Source organism: Nitrospira sp. ND1 (assembly GCF_900170025.1).
GTDB lineage: Bacteria > Nitrospirota > Nitrospiria > Nitrospirales > Nitrospiraceae > Nitrospira_A.
The window spans coordinates 1,546,284-1,567,125 of sequence record NZ_FWEX01000006.1; the positions used below are offsets into that span (position 1 = coordinate 1,546,284).

The window sequence follows — 20,842 nt, forward strand, 5'->3', positions numbered from 1 at the left end:
CAACGTCCGGACTGTATAGCGCCGGTATTTGCCATCGAGTTTCAAACATGCCTGATCAATTGCAGATTCGTTTTTAGGAAAATGAGCCTTATGGAGCACCCTACCCAAATCTTATTCATTCTAAACGTTGATGGAGATGTTTCCGAATCGGAGCTACTCCCACTCCTCACTCCCAATCGATACGAGCTTCTTCCGTTTCGTCTCAGCGACTTTGGCGCCGCAGCTGTCCTGCGTGAAGGTGGAAAACGATTGCCGGTAGATTGGAATGGTCATGCCGATGCCATCGAGCGAATGATTTCGGTTGCGCGAGACAAGAATCGCGAACTCGGGCGACCTACCGAATTCTATGCTACCGGGCTAGCACCCCTTCCTCTTTTCGCACATCTCGGGTGTGAGTTGTCTGCGTGGGCAGCCCCCCTGGTGCTCCTCAATCGTCGAAAAGCGGAGCAGTGGGATGTGTTGCCGCTCGTTGGGTCGGAAGTAGAAAAGAGCGGCCAGTTTTTTGATGTCATGGAAGGTCTTTCGACAGGTGGGCCTGCAGTAGGGACTGGACACGTCGCATTGTTTGTCTCGACGATCGGTCAGCCAGCACCACAGGACGCAATCAGAACTGCGTTACGTGAGGACGGAAAGGGTCTCGCTGGGGTGGTCGAGATAAGAACCAGTAGCCTCCGATATCTTGATAGTACAAATTCTGCGAATGCCTCAGAGCAACTGACGATGTTTCTGTCACAAATCGCAGGAGCCTACCCGCATGCTGCAGGAGTCGCTGTGTTTATTGCTGGTCCTGCTCCGCTCGCTCATATCGTCGGACGAGCAATAAACCCCAATCAATTTGCCGAGATCTTATTCGCTTATTATGAGGCGCCTCGCTATGAGATTGTTCTGCGACGGCCACGGCCAGGGAGACGTATTCGACCGATCAGTATGGAACAGAGCGATAAACTTGTGCGAACGAGTGTCCTGGAAGAAATGAAGAAGGGAATTGAGGATATCCGTGCGACGGTCCAAGCAGAAGATCTTCCTGAGTTCATGGGGAGCGAAGGCAAGTCCCAGTTCCTGAATAATCTACGGAGAGTTGCCTTGCCGAGTTGTCCAGAGGGTGAGTCTTTTGAACTCCACGTGCTTCAGGGACGAATGATTCTGGGGCATGGTCTTCTCGAAGCCCTCCGAGACTGCAGTCTGGAAAGTGTCCGTCGTATTGCTGCGCTGTTCTTCCTCCACGAGGTCTATCATTTTGATCAAAACCTGCAGTCGACCAACTATCTCAATATTGGTCGAGCCGGTGTCGTATTGGAAGAACTCGACTTTTGGGCTGACGCCGTCGCGGTTTACGTCCTGACTAGGCGAGACATTCGCCTTAGCCAACCGGATGATCGTGATGCAGCCAGTCGCTGCCTTTCTGCAAATGTGGAGGGGGTGCTGAATGGCATCGAGGCGTTCGATCGATTCGAGCATGGGAATCGTATTGATCGGTTGGCAGAACGACGTCTTCGCCGGTACTTGATATGGCATCTTGAGCTAGCACGTGCACGAACACGACCAGAGACTGGCGGAGAGATCGAGCGCATGCTCACTGAGCGTTTGATTGTCGAACTTGCTCCCCTCGCTGGTCCGGTTGATGTTCGTTCAGAAAAAATTGTCAGCCGACCGTTTCCCACAACTGAACTCTATGTCGTGTTAGGGAAAAGGCTCTTCCGTTTTCCGCCCAATGCCTACGTCGATCCTGGAGTCGTCATCGAATCCGTTCGTAGTTTTGCTCGTGAAACTCTTGCGTCCACTATGGATCATGTTGTGGGCCAGCATGGTCAGGACTTTGCCCCCTGGGTTCTGAAAACGCGGTAGAAACATCGGATCCTCCGCGAGCTTAGGAAATTATTTCAACTGAGGTTAGTACATGGCAGCAGAAGAATTCTTGTCGAATCTTGCCAGAAAGTGGGAGCCTACAGAGTTGCAAAAGCAAGAGGTGGCTGCTAGCCAGCGTCACCTTCGAGAACTCCTCCACGAGTCGAGACTCCCCGTACTGGATTCGTATCTCTCTGGATCATATTCCCGAGACACCGCACTGCGCCCTATCGACGATGTTGATATTGTGTTTATCGTAGAGCCCTCTCACTGGAGTCAGTGGCCGTCATTGTGGCGTCCTGAACCATATGAAGTACTCGACAGCTTTGCGAGGGCCATTCGTCATCGGTATACACTGTCGTCAGTGTATGGGCAGCGGCGGTCTGTAAACCTTCGTCTTTCAGATCTTGACATAGATGTGGTTCCTGCGTTGAGTGCAAACGAACACTCATCAGCGATCTATGTCCCGGACCGTCAAGCAAGGACATGGATTTTAAGCAATCCCAAAGAGCATGCGCGACAAGCGACACAAGTAAATCGATCTCGAGATGGACAGCTAAAACCTTTAGTCAAACTGCTTAAGCTTTGGAATCGTCAATTGCCGTCGACGGCGCAGGTAAAGTCGTTTCTATTGGAAACTATGGCCCTTCGTATTTTTAGGCGGTATGGAATTCCGTCGCTTGAAGAGGGCCTTGTGAGGTTTTGGGACCATATGGCCTATGCCGCAGGCGAGGATACGGTACTCCAGTGGGAGTCGGTAGGAATCGGCCTATCTGGGTGGTCAACATCTGTGCCTGATGTAGCGGAAACGGGAGGTGATGTTGCTGGAGGCCTTGATTCGGAGTGTCGTCAAAAGTTTGTACAACGAGCGATCAGCTCACGAGACAAAGCACTAGCGAGCCTACGGGCTAGAAACAACTCGTATGCTGTAGATCACTGGAAGCGTGCGTTTCATCTTCTTTGATCAGTCGTCCCAACAAAGGAAGGACACGCCTGATCTATCTCGCTGCACATGAACTACTGAAGGAGGGCTATTGGTTAAACAGGTACGTGAATCATCTTGGCAATCAAGAAACCTGTCACCATTTCTGCCTCGCGAGCCCTACTTCAACTTAGTCCCAGGACTCTCCGCGTAGACCTTCAATGACCTTCACCATTTGTCTCAATTCACCGGTGATAAACTCTCCAAACCTGGCGCTAATGCGCTGCTTAAGATCCTCGATGTCATTTTCATCGTACTCTTTCTTCGTCACCCAATTTTCACTATGGAATGACCACCAGCGTGGGTAATACTTTGTTCCAGCACGATTGAATACAGTTGGTTGCTTGGAAATAAAGGCATAAATGCGCTTACGGGTTTCCTGTCGACCAGGCCCGAGTAATAGTTTGAGTTTGATCCCGCCTCCTGACTGGTCAATCTCAATAAGAATCATACGTTTGGACAGAGTCCACCCCTCTCCGTGTAGGGGAAGAAAGTCCAGAGACTTGGGCATGAAACGGATATAGGATTTGGAACTGTAGTCTGCCTGCAAATGCGCTACGTTTCCGATCAAGCCGATAAGATAGTCCTTAAGCTCAGACGCTCGGTCCGGTTGATATTCGAACAAGATCTCGAGAGCACGCCTGTGCGTCTTGTAGATCTTTTCACACAGCGTTTGAATTTCTGAAGCTTCCACGATATGCCTCCTCAGCATCTCAACATACGACTCCATGAATGCGCTTACAGAAGGATGCATCTGATCCTGTCGTCTTTTGATCGTATCGCTCACTAGCCGTATGAGATCTGGGTATCCAAGGGCAATGAAAGCCCCATCGGAGGCTATTTCGCTATCGACAGTCAGATACACCAAGAATTTGTGATGCTGTGGAAACTGCTTCTCTATAAGACTTCGGTATCGATTGAGCTGATCGCTGTGCTCACTGCTGTCTACTTTGTTTTCAATGAGCACTATAAGCTTGTGGGTATCGTCACGGATGAGGAGATCGATGTTGTTCCACTCAGTCAATACCTGGGTGGTCATGTAGGACCAGCTGTCCAAATCTACAACAGACAAGCTGGCCGGCTGATTGGATATCGAGGCAATATATTTCACGAACTGGCGTAGAAAGTAGGGGCCCAGGCCATGTGTTTCTGAAGGATCTAAAAGCCATCGCAGAAAACAAGAGTGACGGGTTTCCTGTCGGGTCCACCTCATTGCGACGAAGGGGTTAAATTCGTCGAGAATTGCCTCAAGCCGCTCAAGGTCTGGGTTATCAAGAACGAACCGTTCCAGCAGAGCGACTTCTTCTGCTTTCATAGCGCTCCGCCTACGGTATCCGATAGATCAGCGTGGTCGCCGTCTGAGCCAATCATGTCTCTTCACCTTCATCCCAATACTGCGTGTGGCAGTGCTGATGCCACACGCGGCGAAAGAGGAAAGAGCTTCCGTCGAGGGTATCCCACTTTGATTCAACCTCGACGTTCTCCTGCCCATCGGAGATTGCTACTCCGCAAAATGCACACGCTTGGGTCCAGCCCTTTGCAGGGACAGCCATGACGAAATTGAGATTCATTCGCCCTCAGCTCACAGCAAACTGCGTTGCCAATCCTGACAGTGTAATATTCTGGTCGACCATGTCGTGCGGAAGGAGTACATACTTCCACGGCTTGCCGCCGTTGCTGAGGGCGTGCGTCGTGGCGCGGGTGCACCAGGTGACAGCAGCCTCTTTCTTGGCAAGCACATCCGGCGAGGTCATCTCGTTCTTAGCTTTGGGCTCGAGCATGTAAATGCAGTCCGATGTCTCGGCTACAAAGTCCGGCTGGTAGTCGTGCTGCGAGATCCCTTGCTTATAGGAAATCTGGAATTGTCCTGAGGCCGGTCGGAACCACTTCTGGGAATCTCGGTCTAGGATAATGGCCAGCCGTCGTTCGGTGTCGGAGTCAAACTTCTGGACGGAATAGAGGCCGCGCTGGAATCCGCCAAAGAGCATCTGCGAAATCCGGCTCCGATCCTCGACGGTCTGACGAAAGTCCTGGACGGGTTCACCATTTCTCGCTGTATAGGCACTAGGCTTCAAGTCCGTGAACCCTTTACTCACCACCACATCGTAACCCGTAGCCTTCTCCCAATGATGTTCCTGCATTTGAGCATGGACGAAAGCGGCGAGCTGTTTCTGATGGTAAATGAGGACATTCCTGGCATCCTCTTCGGAAAGATATGAGCGGAGGTGTGAGGCCAATTGCCCGGCTAGGTTATACAGCAAATCAGAGTGCTCGTCGTAGCTGATGTCATCAAAATCAACGAGGCCTCGGACCAGATAATCTTCAAGCCGCTGCTCCGGTTGCATCCGTCCACCAAAGCTCAAGGTTTCCTGCTCATGGGTCCGAAGGTGCTGGATCAGCAGATCCCGTTCGACAGGCTGGTAGTGGATAATTGAACAGTCCAGGGTAAAGGCATGAAAGCCGGTGGTCGTCTCACCCCGCGGCACGACAAGAATCCGTGGAATATCGATCGATTGCCGCACGACTAGTTGCGCCGTTTTAGCGACAACCTCCGCAATGCTCGGGACTGTAGCCATGCCCGGCAGGGCCTGCTGACTTGGCGTCACGGATTGTTTCACCTCTTCTACAATCTGTGCCTGAATCTCTGGCTTCAAGAGGTCATTCGAAGACGGCAGGTTCTCGTATTTCTGTATGACCTTGTATGCCGCCTGCGCGATTCCTCGCTCGATCTCTCCTGAAAAGATAGGAGTGGCTTGCGGTGGCCCACCAGCAGGGCCAGTGAGGGAGGCCCCGTGCAACTGTTCTTCAATCTTTGATTGCGCGACCACGGTTCGTGTCTTTTGTAGATCAGTTGCCGGGTCGAGAATCACCTGCGTCAGGTGGATCATGGAGTCGGGCTTGTTGGCTTCATCAACGATTTCTTGGAACCGGTCATGGGCCACGATGTTCAGGCGGTCCACGGTACTGACCCCAGTCCGCTTGCCGTAGGGAAGCCTGAGACCGCGTCCAATAGACTGCTCGATAAGGGTTCTCGCGTTAGCAGCTCGCAGCGGGACAATCGTGTAGAGGTTTGTGACGTCCCAGCCTTCCTTCAACATGTTCACGTGAATCACGATCTCGGTCGGCTCATCCGGGCTTTCGACGGCAAGGAGGCGCTGAACCATCTCGTCCTCTTCTGCGCCGGTCTTGCTGGAGTCCACCTGGATAACTTTGTCTTTGTATCGGCCTTCAAAAAACTGGGGGGACTGAATCAGCTGCATCAGTTGGCCCGCATGCGTCGTCTCGCGGGCAATAATGAGCATAAAGGGCTTCACTACACGCTGCCCCGTCTGCCTTGCGTAGGTTTCCAGCTCCACCTTGGTGTTCTCGTGAAGCCGTACGCCATCTTCCAACTTGATCTGCTCCAATTGAGCGGCATTGAACTGACTCGGGTTGAAATTCTTCTGGGTGACCACCGCCGGCTCTTTGACAAACCCATCGGCCATCGCTTTGGCCAATGAGTAGTCATAGATCACGTTCTTAAATGGCACCGGGCCTTTGGGGGACTCCACAAACGGAGTAGCCGTGAGCTCTAACCCAAGGACTGGTTTGAGTTCGTTAATGGCCCGCACACCCGCCGACGCCCGATAGCGGTGGGATTCGTCCATGAGCAACACAAGATCGTCGAGACCCGCTAAATACTCGAAATAGCTCTGGCCGATGTATTCAGACAAGCGCTTGATCCGTGGCGCTTTCCCGCCTCGGACTTCCGAATTAATCTTCGAGATATTGAAAATGTTGATGTGAACCTCTTGCCCAAAACCTGGCAAGGGTGTGTGACGAGCCGCCACACCGGACTCGTAGTTGTCTCCCGTAATGATCGTTGGCGGCTCGGTCGCGAACTCGGCAATCCCGCCAAAGACATACTTCGATGTATTCGGAGTAAAGTCGGTAATCAGCTTGTTGTAGATGGTCAGGTTCGGCGCTAAGACAAAAAAGTGATTGATGCCATGGGCAAGATGCAGATAGCTGATGAAGGCTCCCATGAGCCTTGTCTTGCCAACGCCAGTAGCCAACGCAAAACAGAGAGAGGGAAAATCCCGTTCGAAGTCAGTGACATTCGGGAATTCGCTCTTGATTGCTGCCAGCGAGGCCGCGACGTCTGCTCCCTTCTTAGGAGGGGCGATCTCCGTGATGCGATCGAGAATCTCCAGCGAGTGCCGTTGCGGATGGCGCAGACTTAATCGTCCAGCGATCGCGTTGACATGTCGATTCATGATTTCGCCTCTTCGCCAAGCAGTTCCATTTGGCCAGACGGAATCGGGGCTTTGGGCAAGTTCTCGATCTTCAGACTGTAATCGTCATGGCCCCATTCGCAGCGAGAGAGCACGGTCTTGGGAATCTTTTTGACCGTGAGATTGGGATACTTATCGGGCTTACCTCGAAAAGCAGGGCACAGCACTAGGAGCGACCGCTCTTCGCCAACCTCATCGCTCAATGCCTGCAACTGATCGTGACTCAGGTTCTGAGTCGTGACATAGATGAAGTCTCGTTCAGTCGAATGGCCCTGCTGCCAATAGACGGAATCGCTCGGCTCATAGGTAAAGCCTTCCAACTTGCAGACGGCCTGAGCCAGCATCGCCGGATTATAGGCTTTATTGACAACCCAGTTACCCCACTTATCTTTCTCCAGGAGGGACGGCGCAAGGTGGTAGTAGCGGAATCCACCTCCACCTTTCCAACCCACGGCTTTTGTAATACCGCTAGTATCTGTGCCGTCAATAACACTTCGCATCCGAGGTAGTATATGTGTGTCGCAGTGTTCACGCAGTTCTATCATGATCCAGCGCCTACCTAACTTATGGGCGACAGCTCCAGTTGTTCCCGATCCTCCAAAGGAATCTAGAACCCAGTCACCAGGACGCGTCGTTAAATCAAGTATTCGCTTGAGGAGCGACTCAGGCTTCTTACCCTTTGGGAAAGCTACTCCACCCTCATTGTGGAGATTATTAGAAAGCAGGTCATCCCAAAGTGTCGTCAACGGTTCTCCAGCTACGAGTTTGCCATCGATGCTTTTGAGCTTGTCGCGGTAAAACAGGATTCGTTCACCTCCGACAAAATACATATCAGAGTGCTCCTCACGGGGAAGTTTAAATATATTCTCAGGATTCGCTGAAGATTCGTCGATCAGCTCTCTTGCGGCACTACTAACAGCATCATAGTCTGGCTGGGCAAAACGGATAACATTGTTTGCAAACTCGACGACAAACTCCTCCAGAAGATCCGGTCGCGCCTTGAGACTGGACCGAGCCTCTTTCTCTGTAATGCCACGCGATTGAGCGAATCCGCGTGTGAGCGTGACAAATTTCCATCTCTCGAACGCTTCGTCTGGATTAAGAAGAAACTGATTGTAGCGCTTGTCACGTTCTCGTCCGACGAACACACGGTTGGGTCGCCACAAGGCCTTTTGCTTAGAGTAAACTATTAGAAAATTAGTGGTGCTGACGCAGCCTGGATTTATCGCTTTGTGGCCGGTCGGAGCTCCCTGTTTGAATGTGATGACTGAAATCCGGTTAGAGCGTTGAAACACCTCATCCATAAGGACTAGCAGGTAACCCAGTTCGTTGTCGTCGATGTGAACAACTATCGTTCCGTCATCTGTCAGCAAGCGATATAGCAACTCAATTCGATCTCGGATTAGAGAAAGCCAGATAGAATGCTCGAGCCCGTCATCGTAGTGCTCCATCGCCTGTCCGGTGTTAAACGGAGGATCGATATAGATGCACTTTATCTTCCCAGTAAATTCCTGTTCGAGCGCTTTGAGTGCCAATAGGTTGTCGCCAAAGATGAGCCGGCTGTCGAATAAATCATGCTCGGTGACACGGTGTGATGCGTGGTAGGACTTCTCGCGGTCCTCCAGCAGAATCCGCGGCTCCAGCTTCGGCCGGTTCTCCTTCCCAATCCAGGTGAGTTCTAGTTTATGTTTTCGGATAGTCATGACTATTTTGTATTAGACCATTTCTCAATCGCAGTAATGACTGCCTGAATTACTTTTGGAATAGAATCTTTGGTCTGCATTTCGTCAATCTTCTTTATAGCCTTACCCGCCTTGTGCTTAACATCCCCGCCCACACCCAGCAAGTCTTCGAAGGACGATTCGAAATATTGAACGGGAAACTCTCCGCATGCCGCAACGATCTTCTGGTTCCCAGCCTCCGCCTCGCTCTTGCTATCCAGGTCAAAAAGCACAAAAGCTGGTATCGCGAATGCATGGCAGATCGTTGCGTAATGGGGAATCTTCTCTTTTCCATCACAACTTATGATTGAGAGTTGATCGAACTGTTTTCCTATTACTGCGGCCAACTTGGGCAACCCGTATTTCTCAACCGGTCCCTCCACAAGAAGCACCTTCCGGGCAAAGAAAATATCGCTATCATTCGAGGCGAACGCTGTTTGATGATACCCATACTTGGGTATATCGTTGAGGTGTTCAGCAATAGTCTTCGATCCAAGCGTTACCGCGAGCTTCTCCTTCTTGGGATACTGATCCTTCCAGGTCATCCGCGAGATACTTTTCCAGTTCCCCAGGTCAATGAACAAGGGAGAATGAGTGGTCATGATCGTTTGTGCAGATGACTGGCATAGGTGGTTGGCAAGTTTCAATTGTAGCTGGGGGTGAAGGTGAAGCTCCGGTTCATCGATCAACAGAATTAAATCATCTCCAGCGCGTTCACTGACTTGTTCAAGGAGCATGAGGGCGACAAGCATGGAAATGCCAGATCCTGCCCCCTCCAAATCTACCTGGTTCGACCCTTCCCGAAATGACAAAAACCCTTTAGTGAAAGGCTGTTCAATATTGAGCAGAGATATTTCCAATGACTCAAATCCCTCCCCAAGGAACTCGCTTAACTGTTTTCTCAAAGGGCTAAGAATTTTGCTCTTCTTTGGGTCTTCAACGACATTGATTACACTTTCGTAGTAAGCATCCCATTTCTCTTTTGCTTGCTCTTGAAACCAATCCTTGCGGTAGCGCCAATTGAGATCCTTGGCGATCTTACTGAAAAGAGAATTGAAGCCCACTTTTGTCTCTCGTTCTCGGTGTCGATCAAAATAGAAGACATTGGGGAACCCCACTAGATCGTTGGCGAGTGAAACGCTATCTCGTCGCAGGTTCATCGGAGTTCCAGACTTTCTCCCAACTGAAAACCCTTGGTCTGTCTCAACAACATATAAAGGCAAATCATCCAATGACATACTCTCTGGGAGGGTAAGTTCGTTGATCTCCTGCTTCTTCTGATAGGTAATCGGAGAACAGAGATGGGAAACAACAAAAGGATCAGAAAAGGCCTTGCTGGGCGCTGCCTTCTCACGGCGTTTGACATTTAACTCTACCGATTGAGCAAGAAGGGTCTGGTGAGTATAGCCATCTGGAACTTTGACGGCGAAGGGCTTGTCAAACTCGACCCTGATTTTTATGGCGTCTGCATCGGCATTATTGAAATCCTGCTCATCTAATCGAGATGAAAGATAGTAAGTAGATGTGGCGTAATTTATGGCTTCAAGAATGGCCGTCTTGCCCGATCCGTTTTCGCCAACTAAAACGTGATGGTCGGCGAACTCCAATTCAGTGCTCTTATGAGCTCGAAAGTTTTGTATTTGCACACGAGATATCTTCACTTCAGAGTAAGCCGGTTAACCAGTAGATCATGGTTGGTGACACCGTGCGATGCGTGGGAGGACTTCTCGCGGTCCTCCAGCAGAATCCGTGGCTCCAGCTTCGGCCGATTCTCTTTTCCAATCCAAGTGAGTTCGAGTTTTGTACGGTTGCTGGCCATGTCTAGGATGATGCTCCGGCGTTGGTCACAGGTGCTTTCTTACCCCTGTCTTTGACTGCTTTCGCAAGTGCTCTCACGTCTCTAATATCTTGTCCCAGCTGCTTGGCTGTAGGGACAGATTCATTCTTTATAGAAGAAGCGTCGTGAGAATCTATTGCCTCGCAACACGCTTTATAAAGCCTTTCAATTTCTTTAAGCTCAGCTTCTGTAAAGCCCACTACTTGCTTAAGTCGATCAATGCTGATTCTGTCCCGGTAGCGGTGCAAGACTCCATTAAACACAACGTCCTGAATAATGCGCTCAATGGTGGCACGTAAGCGACTGTATTGTCTTCGCATTCTTGAGCGTTCTTCCTCGTTGGGGTAGGCTGGCCAACTTTGTTCTAATTGCTTGTGCTCCTCTTCCAACTTATTTAGCCGGTCCTTATAGTCCATATGCTCCCAAGGGAGACCTTCAATGACATGGCCCGGGTGGTCGTTTGCCCATTCAAGATGGTGCATTTGGTAGTCAATGTTCTGTTGCTCGATTGCATCAAGCAATTCACACAAAAATACAGTCTCGTGTGTCAGCACGATAACCTGACGCTGCTTAGCTGCATCGACAAGGCGACGCGCCACTCGCAGCCGTCGGTGATGATCAAGTGAGGAAACTGGGTCATCAAACACAATCCCACCACCGTGACCAGCCAAGTGCAATTCGGCTAAGAAAGAGCCAATTGCAATCGCCCTCTGTTCTCCTTCGCTCAGGATTTCATCCAATTTGGTGGTAAGGGGAAGTGCTAACACTAACTTGTGTTTCATCTTCCCTTTCTCAACACGCTCGATGAGCTTGGTCTTTATATGCCCGACTCCCAAAACTTCAAATTCCTTATCGAGTGCTGTCTTCAGTGCGGCTGTGACTGCTTGACTCGCAAATTCCTTTGCCTTATCTGAAATCGCTTTCGTTTTCAGATCATCTTTACACTTAAGCAACGTTGCCTTGACCTTCATTCTACGGATGAGATCTTGCACGGCTTCAGATCGGGGGGACAGACTCACTCGAGCACGAAGTTCAGCACGTTCAGCCTCGAAGGACTTCCTGAGATTTTGATCAATCGCATTCTCTAGATCCCCAGACTGATCACGCAATGTCTTGGAAATCTCTCTCAGCCTTGGCCGTGGATCCAAATCCAATGGGTAAGGGCTATCCCAATTATGTGTATTAAGAGAGCCCCGAAGCCATGTTCTTCGTGCCTCAACCTGCTTCTCAAAAGCCTCGACACTCTGAAGCACGGCCAGATCCAATTGCTTGAGTTCTTCGATAAGCGGTTCATCCAATCCGAAAGCAAGAGAGGCTTTGGTAAGTCTCTGGTCAGCTAACATGCGCTGCTGGCGCTTGTCCGTAGCCACCTTGGCAGTCTCTTGCTTCAGGAAGCCGTCAAAACGTTGCATGCGATTCGCCGCATCTTCGTTCAGCGGCTGCTGGCACAACAGACACTTCGCCCCTGAGCACACATGTGGAAAGGCTTCACTCGGGTAGGCGGAGTCCAGGGAGAAACTACGCGCAGCCTCGAAGAGAGTCTTCCACGCCAGATCACCTGTCCCTGGCAGTAAGGGTTCCCCGGCTCGAAGATTCTCCGCAGCTAGAACTTCAGCCTTAATCGCAGCTTCTGTCTCGCTATCGCATGCTTTGAGCTTCTCGGCTGCCGCTTCATCGACGTAGGGAAGGCTTGAGTCAATGCGAGAAGCGAGACCATCGATGCGCTGGGCTGAGAGCAGCAATCCTTTTGCCTTGGTCTTCGGATCATTTTCCGCCAAGGTCTTTTCTAGCTCGTTTAGTCGGTTCGTTTCTGATTTTGTGAGAGTTGCCAGTTTCTTAACCAGCTCGCTATTTGTAGTGTCGCTCAGAGATGCGATTACTTTCCCAACCGATGTGTCTCCTATTAGATCAGCAAAAGGAGCAACGTCCGTGTTTGTCGATTCGATTTCGCTGTTCAATCGGCGCAATAGTTCGGGCAGAACCTTTTGACCGAGATTTTCTAATATGTCGAGACCATAGGGAAGGTAGGCAACATCCTGCTCGTCCAGGTATTCACGAGCACATCGTCCATCAAACACAGCTATCGTTGAAAGCTCCTCAGGAGCTGGACTATCGCGTTTCCAGTTAAGCGATTTCTGGACTGTGCCCACCGTAACGTCGAAAATTGCTTCCGGGACTTTCCCACTGGACTGCGGATCACTCGCATCGGCATGGATGGTTTCCGAGACGTCACGCGCACGACAAGCTCGCTTTAGCACACGAGAGTACCCAGACTTTCCTGAACCGTTGCCGCCGTAGATTATTGTGATCCCTTTAGGTCCGAAGGTGAGTTTCTCGCCATCTGCAATTCTATTGACGTGCTTTAACTCTCGAAGGGCATTAAGAACCACAACGCCGGGACCGGCAGACTGTACAGGAAGATGTTCTGCTGCGAGTGGACTTGGCTGGCGATTTTGGGGGTCAGGCAATCCTCGGGCAGACTTGAGCGTTGCATACAAGTCATCAATGTCTTGCGAGCTGCATTCTTGATATTGAAATAAGCGTCGAAGGGCATCGCGCTGCCAAGGCAAGAGGTTTGCGCTAGACCAAACAAGAATATCAGTCAGTAGTGACATAATTGCGCGCTATCCCTCATTACCAATTCGATCATCTGCGTCGGTCGGATGAGAGGCAGGTGGATTCAGAGCACGTAATTCTAGCCCCTCGATTTCCTGTATCGTCTTTCCTGCAATTCCCTGCAGGTCTCCATACATCCCTGCCGTTGCCTGCATCACCCGATCAATTTGTTCTTCACGCTTGGCCCACTGTTTGATGATGGCCTTCTTCTCTTTATCGAGATCCTCCTGCATAGAGGAGAACGCCTCGACAATTGCCTCGACTCTATGACGGAATCGAGGCCCAGTGAGATATTGATAGACCATTTCCGTTTTCGTCTGCTGCCCCTCGGACGCTTGGCGGGCTGAAGCGACTTCGATAAGCGTGTGGCGGAGCGTGAGAGCAACTGGAAGTACTGTTTTAGTATGTGTCACCCAGACGTTCTCGACCAACCCAAATGTTTCTATTTCTTTGGGGAGCGATTGGCTCACAATCACGGCAATCTCAGCTTTGGCAGCCCGCTGATCTTCACGAAGCTTAGCCAGCCAGCCGTCACTCCAGTTCTTGGTTCGCTTCGATTCCCAGATGATCGTCCCACATGGTTGCCCGTTCGGTCCGACGACATGCTGCAGCACATCACCGCCATGCTCTCCTTTGGGGACAGGCTCAATCGTATCCCGTGGGAATTTCGCACGCAGCAGGGCTTCCAGCTCTAGTTCTTGAACTTCCCCTTGAAGCTGCTGCGAACCCTGCTCAGCCTTTCGCTTCAACTCCTCGATCTGCTTCTGCATGGAAGAGATCGTTTGCTCCGCCTCCATGACCTTGAGCCTCAGCCCTTCCTCGGCCTCTTTCTTCGCTTGTTCTCGGGTGGTCGCGAGTCCCTCTTGAACCCGCTTTTCAACCGTCAGCTCCAATTCACGCTTGGCGTCGTCCAGCTCGCGTTGTTTCCGAAGGAGATCGGCCTGCGCTTTCTGCGCCTCAGTCAGTTTGACGTTTTGCTGATTGACGACTTCTTGGAGATCGGCAAGGGCTTGCGTCTTCTGGTCAATATCCGTTTGGAGAATCAGCTTCGCTTTCTTCGCTTCTTCAACCGCAATCTTGCCCCGCTCTAGTTTGAGTTTTTCTGCAACCTGGTCATCGATTGTCTGCTGCGCCTTGGTAAGCGCTACTTCTCGCTCGCGCAATGCAGCATCGCGTTTCGCCACGTCGGCATCTTTCTGAGCCAGTTGCTTCTGGTATTCGCGGCGTGTGGATTCGATCAACGGAGCGGCGAGAGACTCCGTGAGTTTGATCTCGGTCTTACAATTGGGACAGATGATGGTTGGTTCACTCATAGCCGTCCTCGTTATTACCGCACCTGCCAGTGAACAGAAAATAACTGCTGGGAGTTTACCTTTTGTTGCAACTTGCCCTCAATTTCAGAGATGAGCTGTCCGCGCCGATGATCGATCTCATCTTGTGCATCGAACAGGGCCCTACGACGCTTACCTCGCTCGGATTCGATCGCCTTGATCTGCTTTTGTCCAGCGAGCTTCTCTTCCAGAGTGAGGGCTGCCACGGCCGCCTTCCTGGCTTCCTTGATCTGCCGGTCGAATTCTTTAATCTCTCGCTCTAAGCCCACTTTCAAGTCATCGGCCCAGGCATCCAGCTTGTCGGCTTCGATCTCGAAGAATTCCGCATTGCGCTGTGAGATGTGGCGACGAATGGCGTCCTGACGTTCTTCTGTTCGCTTACTGAGTGTTGGATGTTCAATCATGGAGCTTACTGGCTGAGTGACTGTAGCAGGGAGGGAGAACAGGCGCCGGACGGCTTCCTCATCCAACACCTCGCCATTGTCGGTCACACCAGTAGAAATCAGATAGTCTTCGGCTTGATCCAACGCCTCTACAGTGAACAGCGAGAGAGTCAGGACTCCGGACTTGCCGATAAGCGGTTCAAGCACGCTAACTTTGCCGTCATGTTTCCCATACTCAAAGGTCAGTTCTGCCGGGTCGAGCTGGCGGGTCTTTGCCTGCTCCAGCACATGTTCTGCCAACGGATGCGCCAATCGATAGAGATGTGCTTCCCCGGTTCGACGGGGCAGTTCGTAAAGACCCAACGGGATCTCTCCTTTGAAAGGACAGGAGTTGAGTCGAAACGAAGTGTCAGAAAGAAAATCAGCATGGTTGCGCAGCTCAAAGCACGTGAGTTGCATCAGGATGCGTTCGTACCGATTCAGATACAACCGTGAGCTTTCGTCGCTCACGCGCAGCTTTTCCCGCACCTCATCATCAAAATGTTCAAATAGCAGCTGGCGGGCACGGGTCATGGCTTCGTCGATCTGGGTGCCAAGCTCTCCCTGGAGCTGTTCAAACGAGTTCTTGATCTCTTGTGGAGTGCGGCAGCGCTGATAGATGTCGGCAATCCTCTTTTCGAAATCCACGCCGGACTCAATCGCCCCCAGCACTTCGTCACTGGCCCCAAAGACTCCTTCAAACAACAGGAATTTCTCAGAGAGCAAGCGAAAGACATGCTGATCGGCTTCGTTGTTCTGATTGAGGAAATTCACCACGACGACGTCGTGCTTTTGCCCGTACCGGTGGCAGCGGCCGATGCGTTGCTCGATCCGCTGGGGATTCCAGGGGAGATCATAGTTCACGACAAGCGAGCAGAATTGAAGATTGATGCCCTCGGACCCCGCTTCCGTGGCGATCATGATTTGGCCCTGTTCTTTGAAGTAATCCACGATCGCCGAGCGCAGGTCGGCTGATCGTGACCCGGTGATTCGATCTGTCCCTTGATGGCGCTGGAGCCATTCTTGGTAGATCTCCTTTGATCGAGGGTCGTTGTTCGATCCGTTAAAGAGAACGATGTGGTCTTTCCAGGGACTATCGGCCAGGACTCGGAGGAGATATTCCTGGGTACGACGTGATTCAGTGAAGATAATGGCCTTTTGTGCCGCGCCTAATTCTTCTGCTTTGCCAAAGGCGGTGCGCAGGGAGGTAAGGAGCGCCTGCCCTTTCGCATTGTGAGTGATCGAGACGGCCAGCTTGCGGAAACCTTCGAGATCGTCGATTTCCCGTTGAATGGCTTTGCGGTCCGCCTCGGTGAGCACTTTCGAGGCAGCTTCTTCCTCGTCCCACTCCTCCGCCATCTCATCGAGTGTCTCAAAGTCTTCCTCCAGGGCTTCCTCAAGTGGGTTTGGCCCATCGGCGAGTCGAAGACGTTCACGGAGACGCGAACTCATTGAATCCAGAGCTCCGGCGATCGCGAAGGAAGACGAGGCCAAGAGCTTACGGAGGACGAGGGTCATAAGTGACCGTTGGCTCGACGGGAGGGCCTGCAGATTGTCCCGACGGAGATAGTCGGACACTAAATGATAGAGCCGATCTTCATTTTCAGCCGGCGTAAAGGGCTGCATCATCGGTAAGCGCTTGGTGTAGCGCACATACGGCAATACTTGTCGGCGAAGCGTGCGCTTGCAGAGCGGCTGCAGACGAGCCTTCAGAGTATCGAACGTGGCTTGATTGTGAAGATTCGCAAACTGCTCTTTGAAACTCTTCAGGTCGCCGAAGATGCGGTCGTCCACCACACTGACGAGTCCATACAGTTCGAGCAACGAATTCTGCAGTGGCGTGGCCGTAAGAAGCAGCTTCGGTGCGTCCTTGAGGGCGTGCTTAATGGTGTTAGCAATGACGTTCGTCGGCTTATACACGTTCCGTAAGCGATGGGCTTCGTCGATCACCACGAGGTCCCAGCGCATGAGGCTGATCTCCGCAGCCTTGGTACGCGCAAACTGGTAGGAGCAGATGATAATGTCGTCGCACTCAAACGGCCGGACATGACCTTGGCGGACCGTATCGTTGTAGGACTTCGTCTCAAGAATGGAACAGGGCAGAAAGAACTTCTCCAGAAGTTCCTGGTGCCACTGCTTGCGGAGATTTGAGGGGGTAATGACGAGAATGCGCCGCTTGCGCTCCGCCCACTTCTGGGATAGCACGAGGCCAGCTTCAATAGTCTTACCAAGACCAACTTCGTCTGCGAGAAGGGCGCCTTTCGAGAGGGGCGATCGGAAGGCAAATAACGCAGCTTCGATCTGATGGGGATTGAGATCGACTTGTGCATCTACGAGCGCACTTGCGAGCTTCTCGATGCTGTCGGACGGACAGCGCTTGGTGAGTTCGTGGGCAAAGAATTTGGAGTGGTAGGGAGTAAGGTCCGTCAATTCAGAACCCATTGTTCAGGAATGCCTATTAGCCGCCGCAGAATACCCCTTTCCCCACCAGAAATCACCACGGCTTAGGAGGTAAGGAATTCAAAGTTGCCGCAATTAGAGAATTATTCGGCGTCAGTGGATCAAGCCGATCTGCATGCTGATGGGCCCATATAAGCCATCGATCTGCCTGGTTTCCTTGCTGAACCGCCCCATCAGTTCAAATGCGTCAGTTCTGATAGTTCGATGAATCGATACGCACGGCTTGGCTGCATGTTCTGGATATCGGTCAGGCGTCCCTCGCTTAGAAACTTCACTTCCAAGACATGATCTCTCTCCATGGTTCTACTTTTCCAGCAAGCTCCTCCTTTTTAATTAACTGAATGGTTCCTCGTAATCGCTCAAGCGGTACTTCTAAATACGGTTCAACTCGATACTCACGCGGCTGTCGTCGCATCAGGTTATTGAAGATATCAAGCATTCGGCCAGCGGCTTTGCATACAATACGATCTTCTGAATCTTCAGAGAGCTTCTTGAGAACTTGGTAAGTGACCAACTGAGCGAGGTGTTCGTGAAGGAAGGGGTCAATCTGGTTGTATATTGTGGTCAGGCGTTTCAGCCGCGATGCAGCAAATCTTCCGTTTTTAAGACCTTCCCATCTGTCCGCTTCAGTCACACCGAGATGAATAAGCGCATGTGCGTGTTCGTGGAAACGGACTACATACTCAAGATCTTCTTCTTCGCAGTCCAGTAGTCGGGCAGCCCTTTGGATGTTCTCTGAAAATAGCTTGATCGACCGGTTGGCTGAATTATATGTGCCTAAGAAGATGTCTATTGTTAATAATTCGTTGTCTTCTGAGAGTAGCGGCGGTGGAGGAGGATCATCAGCCGGGGGACTCATTAAGTCTTTGAGATAACATGGGTAACCCATTACCTCTCTAACGATAACGTCTGGAGTCAGCTTTTTGTGGAGATGCATTAAGATATCGAGCCCTTCGATAAATTCAGTCACGTCAAGTTTCATTTACATTTCCTTCAGACGTTTTCACGAGGCGTTTGTACGGATCTTCAACAGTTTCTTGACAGAACACTTCCCAATCGAATCTGCACATCAGCTCGCTCCATTAAATCGTTATCAGACGTAAAATGCAAATAACAATGAAAATACATATACAACACAGTTGACATAATACTTGCTTGTCGTTTATAGTGCCTTTCACCGGTGGGTCTTTAACAAGAGGCGCCCAGCCTCGAGCTTCACCGCTTCCTGAAGCCCAACATATACCTCGGGGCTTCACCCTCTTCATCTTCAGCCACACCGTGTTCGGGTGGCTGAACGTGAAGGCGGCGCATAAAACGCCATTCACGCTGAGCATGAATTCTCGTGCTCGGAAACGTGGTGGTGTGTCATGAATCCCTTTAAAAGATCCTTCGACCTGTCCGTTCAGGTTCTTCCCCACTTTCTACTCGTCCCGGCCATTTCATTTTCCTTGGCTCTGATTCGTGATGTCCGTCAAAGCTATGGGATTCGCCATGACCAGGAGCACACATCACTAAGCGAACATTCGCTTTGGACAGTCTTGTGCGCCAACCTCTGCTTTTTATCGACGACTTCGGCCGAGAAGGTCGCATCACTCGTTCTATTTCCCCAAAGCCCACCGTCAACCACAAAGGAGACGAAGTACTTATGAAGCAACAAATGAAAATGGTTCCTCTTACCTCGCTCAAGATTCACCCCATTAACCTGCTGAGGGCTCCAGACACGGACCTGATTGAACGATTGGTGGAAAGCATGCGGCGGGAGGGATTTCGTCCGAACCATCCTCTTTTGGTGACACGTAATTACTTCATTCTGGACGGGAAAAACCGATTTTTCGCTGCGGCAATGGCTGGGATCAAAACAATTCCTATTGTCTTTGATGAAGCGACCACAGATGTCGAGGCAATGACTGCCACCACCGTAGACAACACCTTTATCAACAATCTGAACCAAAAGCTTCCGAGAGGAGTTCGCGTGATTAATACGGTCCGGATCTGTCTCTTAGAAGAGAAAGGAGTGAAAGATCCCTGGAGCTTGGCCGGGGTCAATAAATCTGATTGGTTTGCTGCCAAACGCGTCATCGATGCAGAGATACAGAAGGCGAGCCAGACCCGAAAGGGCCTCCCGATCGAACTTCTTGACGAGATGATCCGCGTCCGGAAGATCTCCGAGCAGGTTTTCGATTTGTACCACGATGAGAAGGCATGGAACAGGATCGTCAAAGGAACGGCTGCATCGACTACACCGAAACGCAACTCTAAACCAACAGAAATCAGCGATGCAATTAATGCCTTATCCCATTATGTGAAGGTGACATCAGAGCAGGACGATAGTTTGCCGGAATCATTGCGAAATAACGTTCAATCATGCCTGGCCAAGATCAAGAAGCTCAGTCGGCCGGATACCGCCGGGAAGGCATTGGTTCTCGCGTGCGAGGTGACGTTGTCCTTACTGGCCAACAACAAAGATTCCAGTGACAGCTCTTCTAAACTCTTTGATTGATGGACGAGATATGAAGTTTATCCCTATGAAGCCTGGATCAATCGGTCTTCGTGTTGATGAAGTGGGCTTCACTGCGTCCACCGATGACTTAAATAAACTGAGAAAGCAAATAGACGATTTGCGAATGCTTTCTCTCCGCCTCCCCTTGATCGCCAGGGAAAATTCTGCGGAGGGGGTCCCATCTCTCATTGGGAGCCATGTTGCTTATTCTTTGATGCATGACCACCCGGAGGCTGAGGTCCCACTTATCGTCATACCGTCCCAAGACCTCACAGAAGAGAACCTCAAGTTCCTTACTAAACTCGATCGGGTGATCTCCACCGCAGTGGTTAACGCTTTTTCGAAGGCTAAGGGTCCATCGCGTCCAATCCGGGCCAGAGAAAAGCGAGTCGACCAAAACCAGAGATGCGTCATCTGTCACCATCCGGGAAAGGACTACGTGCTCCGCATACCTAAAAACTGGAAGACTCTTCTCTCACAGAACCAAGGTGGTCACATTTCCTGCAAAAAGTGTGGCATACGGATTTTCCTGAATGCCGAAGAATTGCGGGAATTTAATTCCGGCACCCTAACAACATGGCACTTTATTCGTCTCAAATATGGAACAAATGGACGGGTTGAGGAATGCCCTCTGTGTGCAGCGGCCAAGAAGCAGTTCGGAATTATCTTACAGAGATTCCGCAGCGGTCATCTAATTGGGGAGGTGTGTCGGAATAGGCTAAAGGATCCCTTGGAGTGTGGATTCGAGCGAATCTATGATGGTGTGATATGGCTGTCTGCGATCTAAGTCCCCAGGTAATAGAGTTCCTCCAGAGGACTAACACTCATCCAAGTACAATCCTCAGGTATGAGGA

The 20,842-nt window shown here is 51.1% G+C and carries 12 protein-coding genes; 4 read left to right on the plus strand and 8 right to left on the minus strand.

Going from position 1 to position 20,842, the window contains the following annotated elements; translation table 11 throughout:
• Positions 1-90 precede the first annotated feature (90 nt).
• Positions 91-1,845, plus strand: coding sequence for an SAVED domain-containing protein (locus NSND_RS11945; protein WP_080879218.1), 1,755 nt, complete (start codon positions 91-93; stop codon positions 1,843-1,845).
• 52 nt (positions 1,846-1,897) lie between these two features.
• Positions 1,898-2,809: a nucleotidyltransferase domain-containing protein gene (locus NSND_RS22155; RefSeq protein ID WP_159450764.1), complete on the plus strand. Its 912-nt coding sequence runs from the start codon at positions 1,898-1,900 to the stop codon at positions 2,807-2,809.
• Between the two features lie 148 nt (positions 2,810-2,957).
• Here the strand turns inward: NSND_RS22155 and NSND_RS11950 are convergent, their stop codons facing one another.
• The 8 genes from NSND_RS11950 to NSND_RS11990 form a co-directional block, all read right to left on the minus strand.
• Positions 2,958-4,142 carry a PDDEXK-like family protein gene (locus NSND_RS11950; RefSeq protein WP_080879219.1) on the minus strand — a complete coding sequence of 395 codons (1,185 nt, stop codon included), beginning with the start codon at positions 4,140-4,142 and terminating at the stop codon, positions 2,958-2,960.
• 262 nt (positions 4,143-4,404) lie between these two features.
• On the minus strand, positions 4,405-7,083 hold the full coding sequence (locus NSND_RS11960; RefSeq protein ID WP_200810522.1) for a DEAD/DEAH box helicase: 2,679 nt from the start codon (positions 7,081-7,083) through the stop codon (positions 4,405-4,407).
• The gene (locus NSND_RS11965; RefSeq protein ID WP_080879222.1) at positions 7,080-8,804 is read right to left on the minus strand and encodes a site-specific DNA-methyltransferase; all 1,725 of its coding nucleotides are present in this window, start codon (positions 8,802-8,804) and stop codon (positions 7,080-7,082) included. The genes NSND_RS11960 and NSND_RS11965 overlap by 4 nt, the downstream gene beginning before the upstream one ends.
• A gap of 2 nt (positions 8,805-8,806) precedes the next feature.
• Entirely contained in the window at positions 8,807-10,468 is a 1,662-nt protein-coding gene (locus tag NSND_RS11970) for an ATP-dependent nuclease (RefSeq protein WP_159450765.1), read from the minus strand.
• 175 nt (positions 10,469-10,643) lie between these two features.
• Positions 10,644-13,274, minus strand: a complete 2,631-nt coding sequence (locus NSND_RS11975; protein ID WP_080879224.1) for an AAA family ATPase — start codon at positions 13,272-13,274, stop codon at positions 10,644-10,646.
• Positions 13,275-13,283: 9 nt separating this feature from the next.
• On the minus strand, positions 13,284-14,588 hold the full coding sequence (locus NSND_RS11980) for a DUF2130 domain-containing protein (protein WP_080879225.1): 1,305 nt from the start codon (positions 14,586-14,588) through the stop codon (positions 13,284-13,286).
• A gap of 14 nt (positions 14,589-14,602) precedes the next feature.
• Positions 14,603-17,470, minus strand: a complete 2,868-nt coding sequence (locus NSND_RS11985) for an SNF2-related protein (protein ID WP_080879226.1) — start codon at positions 17,468-17,470, stop codon at positions 14,603-14,605.
• Between the two features lie 289 nt (positions 17,471-17,759).
• Positions 17,760-18,470, minus strand: a complete 711-nt coding sequence (locus NSND_RS11990; protein ID WP_080879227.1) for a hypothetical protein — start codon at positions 18,468-18,470, stop codon at positions 17,760-17,762.
• Between the two features lie 663 nt (positions 18,471-19,133).
• Here NSND_RS11990 and NSND_RS11995 point away from each other — a divergent pair.
• Together NSND_RS11995 and NSND_RS12000 are read left to right on the plus strand one after the other, a co-directional pair.
• On the plus strand, positions 19,134-19,988 hold the full coding sequence (locus NSND_RS11995) for a ParB/RepB/Spo0J family partition protein (protein ID WP_080879228.1): 855 nt from the start codon (positions 19,134-19,136) through the stop codon (positions 19,986-19,988).
• Positions 19,989-19,998: 10 nt separating this feature from the next.
• On the plus strand, positions 19,999-20,775 hold the full coding sequence (locus tag NSND_RS12000) for a hypothetical protein (RefSeq protein WP_080879229.1): 777 nt from the start codon (positions 19,999-20,001) through the stop codon (positions 20,773-20,775).
• Positions 20,776-20,842 lie beyond the last annotated feature (67 nt).

Excerpts from the sequence above, each read along its gene's own strand:
- NSND_RS11985 (WP_080879226.1), bottom strand. The coding sequence starts at position 17,470 with ATGGGTTCTGAATTGACGGACCTTACTCCCTACCACTCCAAATTCTTT.
- NSND_RS22155 (WP_159450764.1), top strand. The coding sequence starts at position 1,898 with ATGGCAGCAGAAGAATTCTTGTCGAATCTTGCCAGAAAGTGGGAGCCT.
- NSND_RS11980 (WP_080879225.1), bottom strand. The coding sequence starts at position 14,588 with ATGAGTGAACCAACCATCATCTGTCCCAATTGTAAGACCGAGATCAAA.
- NSND_RS11945 (WP_080879218.1), top strand. The coding sequence starts at position 91 with ATGGAGCACCCTACCCAAATCTTATTCATTCTAAACGTTGATGGAGAT.
- NSND_RS11965 (WP_080879222.1), bottom strand. The coding sequence starts at position 8,804 with ATGACTATCCGAAAACATAAACTAGAACTCACCTGGATTGGGAAGGAG.
- NSND_RS11990 (WP_080879227.1), bottom strand. The coding sequence starts at position 18,470 with ATGAAACTTGACGTGACTGAATTTATCGAAGGGCTCGATATCTTAATG.
- NSND_RS11960 (WP_200810522.1), bottom strand. The coding sequence starts at position 7,083 with ATGAATCGACATGTCAACGCGATCGCTGGACGATTAAGTCTGCGCCAT.
- NSND_RS12000 (WP_080879229.1), top strand. The coding sequence starts at position 19,999 with ATGAAGTTTATCCCTATGAAGCCTGGATCAATCGGTCTTCGTGTTGAT.
- NSND_RS11995 (WP_080879228.1), top strand. The coding sequence starts at position 19,134 with ATGAAGCAACAAATGAAAATGGTTCCTCTTACCTCGCTCAAGATTCAC.
- NSND_RS11975 (WP_080879224.1), bottom strand. The coding sequence starts at position 13,274 with ATGTCACTACTGACTGATATTCTTGTTTGGTCTAGCGCAAACCTCTTG.
- NSND_RS11950 (WP_080879219.1), bottom strand. The coding sequence starts at position 4,142 with ATGAAAGCAGAAGAAGTCGCTCTGCTGGAACGGTTCGTTCTTGATAAC.